The sequence below is a fragment of the Planococcus sp. CAU13 genome (genome assembly GCF_000775575.1).
Classification (GTDB): domain Bacteria; phylum Bacillota; class Bacilli; order Bacillales_A; family Planococcaceae; genus Planococcus.
The window spans coordinates 1-6,229 of the sequence record NZ_JRGN01000003.1 but is presented as its reverse complement, the minus strand read 5'-3'; the positions used below and the strand labels follow the sequence as shown (position 1 = coordinate 6,229).

Here is a 6,229-nt window from a genome sequence, read left to right as displayed (position 1 = left end):
TTAAGTTACATTCAACTTCCCTATTCTACTGAATTATGCTTTATGAGATTTTGATTCCTTAATATTCGAAATAAAGATAAGCGGAGAGATAATCAGTCCAGCCAAAAGAATCCAAGTAAGTACCCAGTTCTCCCCCCACGAAGTGAATAGATAAACTAAACAAAAAAATGCAATGAGTAGCGGGCTATACTTTTCTAAAAATTTCACATAAGACCTGAACAAATTAACCAACCCCCGTCAAAATGGTTTTATAAATTGTCTTTACATGAACATGTAAGTCAAATTCTACTTTTATATATCATACCAAAATAACCCAATATTTCTTGGCTTTTTATGATGATAGGTTAGAGTCTAAAAACCGTTCGCAAAAGTACGCCTTTCCGAACGCTTTTTACTGAATTGCATACAGCCCCACTTCCATTCACAGCCAGAAGCTGCAATCTCTAATCGAATTTTTTGTTTTCAAGTATACGATTGTATACAAGCCAAAACTGCTTCTTCTCAATTCCCCGTGAGCGATCCGCTCAGGCTTAACTTTTATAAAAAACTGAAACTTATCTGAAAATTAAACAGTATAGTAGTTATAAACGATTGAAAAAACGGAGGTCGTCTTATGTACGGAGTTGAACCTTTTTTCTGGACGAAGCTATTTCTAATACTGGCCGCTTTTGCCATCTTGTCTGCTGTCTTCAATGCCATATTGCGAAAATGGCTGAAAGTTAAGAAGCCCAAACTGTTTTCCCATAACTATGTAAATGACAGGCACAAGAAAATCGACCGGAGCATTCGTGTTCTTTTTATTGTGCTGATAATTGCGGGAGGTTCCACCAATGTGCTGTTCCTTCCCGGCGGTCCTTATTTTTTCCTGCAGCCTTGGTTCTTCTTATTTGTGCTGATTTTTACAGCAGAAATCGTCAGAGCTGTCATGGAGCGAAAATATGCGGAGAATCCCAATGCCCATATTTATACGCTCTGCCAGTCGGCTTTTTTGCTGGTCCTGCTTGTTTTATTATTTACGACTGAGTTCTTCGGTATTTTTGAGTCGGGTAGACTCTTTCTTTAATTTCATAATGAATTCTTCGCCTTTATTTACGAAACTATACTAAAAATACATTGTTGGAGAGGATTGAAAATATGCTGGAAGGCACGTTACGTTATTCTGAATTCGGCGATGCCAGGAAGCCCACAATCGTCTGCCTTCACGGACTTGCAGGCAATGGCCTGTACAGCTTCGGGGAGCTGGTTCCTTATCTGGAAGAGAATTTTCACTTGATCATCCTGGACAATCCAGGCCACGGGAAGACACCGGCTTTTGATAAAGAAGACGATTACTTGTTTTCAAATCTGGCCACATGGCTTTATCAGGCCATCAAGGAAATCGTTGCGGATCCTTTCTATCTTTTGGGACATTCCTGGGGAGCCGACATGGCGCTGCATTTCACGCGCTTTTATCCGGATAGCGTACTCGGGCTGATCATGCTTGATGGCGGCTTTACTTTTCCCCACAACCAGCCGGAAATGACGTTTAACCATGCTTATACCGGATGGAATACATATATGGAACAAGCGGTGTACGGCAATGAAGAAGAGATTTTCCAGGAGAACCGGTCGTATACGAAACGCTGGAATGCCAGCAAAGAACACTATGTACTTTCTCTTTTTAATCAAAGGAGTGACGGTGAATTTGAACTGGCCGCATCCAATTTCACCGTCCTGGCCATCATCAAGGCTTTTTTCAAGGAGCCATTTGCAGCTGCTTATCCTTTTATCAAGTCACCAACACTGCTTATTTATGCTAACCAGCCTGAAAGTCAGCAGGCTGCCAGAGAACAAGGCATTCTTCAGCTCAAAGAAAATATTGAAGATCTTGCAGTCGTTATGGTCGAAGATTCATCCCACATGGTTCAGTGGGATGAGCCTGAATATACAGCATCCCTAATTGCGGATTGGAAAAATAAAATAATTGTGAGTTGATAGATCCGCCATTTTTATATGAAAGAACCTGTTCGAAAAAGTTTTATAATCACAAAGATAAACGCCCGCAAAGGGATTCACCTCTTTGCGGGCGTTTATCTCTTTAACTTTTTTATTCCGTTATTTCTTCGCTTTCAACGGAATCCAAATCTCCGAGACATAGTCATCACTGTATGCATCGCCTGCCGGATACACTTCCATCTCGGCAGTTCCGGCGCTTTCGTACGGGTTGGACGGGAACCATTCCGAGTAAATCTGTTTTCATACCTTCTGGATGGCATCCGGCATGGCACCGCGCACTTCGAAAACACCCCATTTGGCTGCAGGCACTTCAAACTGTTCGAATTCTTCCGGAGCAGGCTGTATGCTTTCGGCGGCAATCCAATAATCCATCGTGCTGCCGTTCTCAAAGTTCGTGCAGATGCCCAGCAAGCCGTTGATGCCGCCGTTAATCAGGCTGGCGATCGCTTCGCTCGTGCCATCCCCATTGAGTTCCATCCACATTTCCGCAATGCCCCTCTCGTGCTCACCGTCACGCATTGAAAAATTCCGCTTTACCCCGACGGCCTGAAAACTGTCCTTCTCTACAATTCGGTATTTCATCGGATCTGCCCCTTTCAGATTCACCTGGATCACCAGGCGGTTAAAAGTTTGCAGCTCTCCCACATTTCTTCTGGCTTCGCTCGGTGTCACACCGTGCTGCCGCCGGAACGCCTTGGAAAAAGCCTCGGGAGTGTCGTAGCCATATTGATGGGCAATATCGATGATTTTCCTGTCGGTTGCGGACAGCTCATGCGCCGCGAGCGTCAGCCGCCTTCTGCGCAGATATTCGACGACCGAACAGTCCGTCAAGAGCGCAAACGTCCGCTGGAAATGAAACACGGAAGAGTTCGCCTGCTTTGCAATTTCTTCAATTGTCACCGGTTCCCCGATATGCGCTTCCATATAATCAATGGCCCGCTGCAGCGATTCCACCCATCCCATAGCCCTCACTCCTTACCTTCATTTTACTGAGTCAGCCACTCCGAATCCTGTCCGTTTGTGCTGAGTGTGGACAGGTAGTTATATATTTTCAACTTTCCAGAATTTATTTATTCCATCATAAATCAAAGTGCGAAGAGATGTTATAAATAATTTTCAATGCAATACTTTATTACCGAAAAGCAAAAAATGGCGCTCATCCAAAAGATGGCGCCATTCACTATTTTTAACTGATTCTATTTTTTCAAAACTGCAGATTCTACTGTCCATACATATTTTTCAGCATCGATATGAAGTTCGCCGCATCTTCGGAAGTGCTCGAATAGACCTTATCCGAGTCCATGTCCCATAAAACAAGCGCATCAGCGTTATCCCACACTTTAAACCGGAAAGACTGCTGTTTTGTGTAGATGGAAAGGTCGAATGCAGGCCGAGTTTCCGGCATTTCAGCAATCAGCTCTGCGCCGGCCAGCGTCTTCTTGAGCGACCGGTTCCACTTTGGATCCTCCACTGATCGGACATTCATCTGCAGCGGCAGTGTGGCTTTGAAAGTCTTAGTATTATTGGTCTCTGCCACCAGGCTCTGTTCAATATCGATATCGGCAAAAGCTGAAGCCGTCCCGTTTTCCGCCGGTGAATCATTCATAACGGAAAAGACAAGGAACAGCGCGATGGCAACAGCTGCAATACTTATAAAGGCAGGAATTACACGCGGCCTTTTAGCTGGTGGAGCTGAAATTTCCCTGTCACTGTTTGCCAGTATATATTCCAGGGTTCTGTGCCTGACAGCAGGTGGTCGTCCGGCTTTTTTCAGATCGCTGAAAAGATGATCATATTCTTTTTGACTGTTCATCAAACTTCCCCTCCTGTTTCAGCATCTCTGCCTTCAATTTCGTAAAAGCCCTCGCCATTTTGGTTTGGACCTTATTTTCAGTCCACCCCAGTATTTCCGCCGTTTCCTTAATTGAAAAATCATTTATCTTCCTTAAAATCAGAACTTCCTGGTAATCCCTTTTTAACCTGGCAATCGAGATATACAGATTATAGGCACTTTCTTTCGTGATGAATGATTCTTCCGGCGATTGCTCCGTCGAGGAATAGTGTTGATGTTCGATGGGCAGAAACGGGACGATTCTTTTCCGCCGCAGATGATCATATGTAAGGTTGCGCGCAATCTTTAAAATCCAGGTGGCCATCGCTGCTTCCTGATTGAATTGATCGAGGTTTCGGTAAACTTTCAGAAATACATCCTGCGTCAAATCTTCCGCAAGCTCTTTTTCGCGCAGCAAAAAGTAGATATACCGATAAACCTGCTCCGAGTGATTTTCATAAATTTCCTGAAACTCCATTTTCCCCTGCATTCCTTCCCCCCCTTTTATCAATAGACGAATAAGGAAATAAAATCAGTCGTTTTTTTAAATTATAATCTTAAATAACATAAAATCATCCAGACAAAAAAAGCACAGTAGCCCTCTGGGTAAGGCGGCTACTGTGCTCTTGATTTTATTAGTTAAAGAACAACAATCCGATAGCGATCGGGATAAAGCTGTAGAACAGGATGATGACACAGAAGCCCATGATATCCTTTACTTTAAGACCGGCAATTGCCAAAAGCGGCAGTGCCCAGAATGGCTGGATCATATTGGTCCAGGCATCTCCCCAGGCAACGGCCATTACGGTTTTCGCATTTTCCACGCCCAGCTGCATACCGGCGTCAATCATCATAGGCCCTTGAACAGCCCATTGCCCTCCGCCTGAAGGCACGAAGAAGTTAACGATACCGGCACTGATGAATGCAAATAAAGGAAACGTGAATTCTGTGGAAATGCTGATAAACCATAGGGACATCATATCCGACAGGCCGGAAGCGACCATCATCCCCATAATTCCCGCATAGAATGGGAACTGGATGATGATGCCGCCCACGTTTTTAACTGCATTGTTTACACTGTGCAGGAAACGGCGCGGTGTACCATGCAATAGGATCCCCAGGAACAGCATGACCAGGTTGACGATATTGATGTTCAGGTTGAAGCCATTTGTGTAAAAGAAATAAACAGCATAGCCCAGTCCGAGTGCCGCAATTATGATCGTAACAATCCGGCTGTTTTCGAGTCTTTCAGACGGCGTTAAACTTTCTTTTTTCTCTTCCGTATATTCCTCTTCAATCGAACTCTTTTCCCAGTCTATTTCATAGGACATTTCCTGGCCTTGTCTTAATTTCATCAAATAGGCGTTTAAAAATGGCATGGTCAAAAGAATAAATATGACGATGAAAATATTAAAGCTGCTGAACAAGGTTTCGCTTACCGGAATGAGCCCCATGTCCCCTTCCAAAAAGTGGCCTTCCGTCGCAACCAAAAGTGGAATGGATCCGGAAAGACCGCCGTGCCAGACCAAAAATCCACTGTAGGCACTGGCGACAAGCAGCCGGTAATCCACAGTCGGCACTTTTTTCGCGATCTGAATGGCCATCAATGCCCCGACCACCAGTCCAAATCCGTAGTTTATCAAAGAACCGATGATTCCAACAAATGTGACCAGGATGATTGCCTGCACCGGCGTTTTGGCCAGCGAGCTTATGTTTGCCAATACCTTTTTAACAAGCGGCGTATTCGCCAGTATGTATCCGGTTACAACTATAAGCGCCATTTGCATCGCAAAGGCCAGCAGATCCCAGAACCCGGTACCCCAGTGCTCCACCATTTGAACCGGCGAGCTGTCTGTCATGAAGACACCCATCAGATAAACAACAACTGTAAGTATAATTGCAAAAATAAAAGCGTCCGGCAGATATCGCTGGACAATCCGGTCAAAAAAGTTCGTTATTGCTCTCAACACTTTTCCTCCTCTGCTCTCTTGTCTTCGAATCATTTTTCCGGCAGTCACTGACTTCATTTCCTGCCCTACACTTTTCAAGAATATTAATCACAAGAAAAATGAATATTTCGAATCATAATAATTCTACCATTCCTTTGCCCTTAGGTCATCAACACTTTTTTAAAAAATGATTTTACTATAAATTCTTACTTACTTGCGAAGCTGGATAAAAAAAGATTCCCGCTTGGGCGGCTGCCACCTTTGCGGGAGTCTTTTGTATGGTTTTTTGCTTTTCGCCTGCAAAAAGCATCCATTTATCTTTTGATCTTTGATATTATGGTAGTTTTTTGTTGGACGTGCAGTTTTTTGTCGAAGAGACGCTCTTTAAGTTGGATACTTGGTGAGTGAGAGCCGGCGGAATCGGGATATTTGCGCTCAGAAGATTATTTCTGCG

5 protein-coding genes and 1 pseudogene are annotated in these 6,229 nt (G+C 44.0%); 2 read left to right on the top strand and 4 right to left on the bottom strand.

Annotated elements, in window-relative coordinates:
* Positions 1–613 precede the first annotated feature (613 nt).
* Positions 614–1,063 (top strand): DUF4181 domain-containing protein, encoded by a 450-nt coding sequence (locus KW93_RS00075; RefSeq protein WP_033540904.1) that lies wholly within the window; start codon positions 614–616, stop codon positions 1,061–1,063.
* Between the two features lie 71 nt (positions 1,064–1,134).
* Positions 1,135–1,974, top strand: coding sequence for an alpha/beta fold hydrolase (locus KW93_RS00070; protein ID WP_033540903.1), 840 nt, complete (start codon positions 1,135–1,137; stop codon positions 1,972–1,974).
* A 120-nt stretch (positions 1,975–2,094) separates the two neighbouring features.
* Here KW93_RS00070 and KW93_RS16730 read toward each other — a convergent pair.
* From KW93_RS16730 to KW93_RS00050, 4 genes and pseudogenes are all read right to left on the bottom strand, one after another.
* Positions 2,095–2,958, bottom strand: a pseudogene (locus tag KW93_RS16730) (effector binding domain-containing protein).
* Between the two features lie 256 nt (positions 2,959–3,214).
* Positions 3,215–3,808 (bottom strand): hypothetical protein, encoded by a 594-nt coding sequence (locus KW93_RS00060; protein ID WP_033540902.1) that lies wholly within the window; start codon positions 3,806–3,808, stop codon positions 3,215–3,217.
* Positions 3,786–4,316, bottom strand: a complete 531-nt coding sequence (locus KW93_RS00055) for an RNA polymerase sigma factor (protein WP_052131391.1) — start codon at positions 4,314–4,316, stop codon at positions 3,786–3,788. Before KW93_RS00055 ends, KW93_RS00060 begins: the two co-directional genes overlap by 23 nt.
* A 145-nt stretch (positions 4,317–4,461) precedes the next feature.
* Positions 4,462–5,793, bottom strand: coding sequence for a short-chain fatty acid transporter (locus KW93_RS00050; RefSeq protein WP_033540901.1), 1,332 nt, complete (start codon positions 5,791–5,793; stop codon positions 4,462–4,464).
* Positions 5,794–6,229 lie beyond the last annotated feature (436 nt).

What these genes read in the sequence shown, in the direction of transcription:
- KW93_RS00055 (WP_052131391.1), bottom strand. Translation starts at nt 4,316, where the DNA reads ATGCAGGGGAAAATGGAGTTTCAGGAAATTTATGAAAATCACTCGGAG.
- KW93_RS00075 (WP_033540904.1), top strand. Translation starts at nt 614, where the DNA reads ATGTACGGAGTTGAACCTTTTTTCTGGACGAAGCTATTTCTAATACTG.
- KW93_RS00070 (WP_033540903.1), top strand. Translation starts at nt 1,135, where the DNA reads ATGCTGGAAGGCACGTTACGTTATTCTGAATTCGGCGATGCCAGGAAG.
- KW93_RS00060 (WP_033540902.1), bottom strand. Translation starts at nt 3,808, where the DNA reads ATGAACAGTCAAAAAGAATATGATCATCTTTTCAGCGATCTGAAAAAA.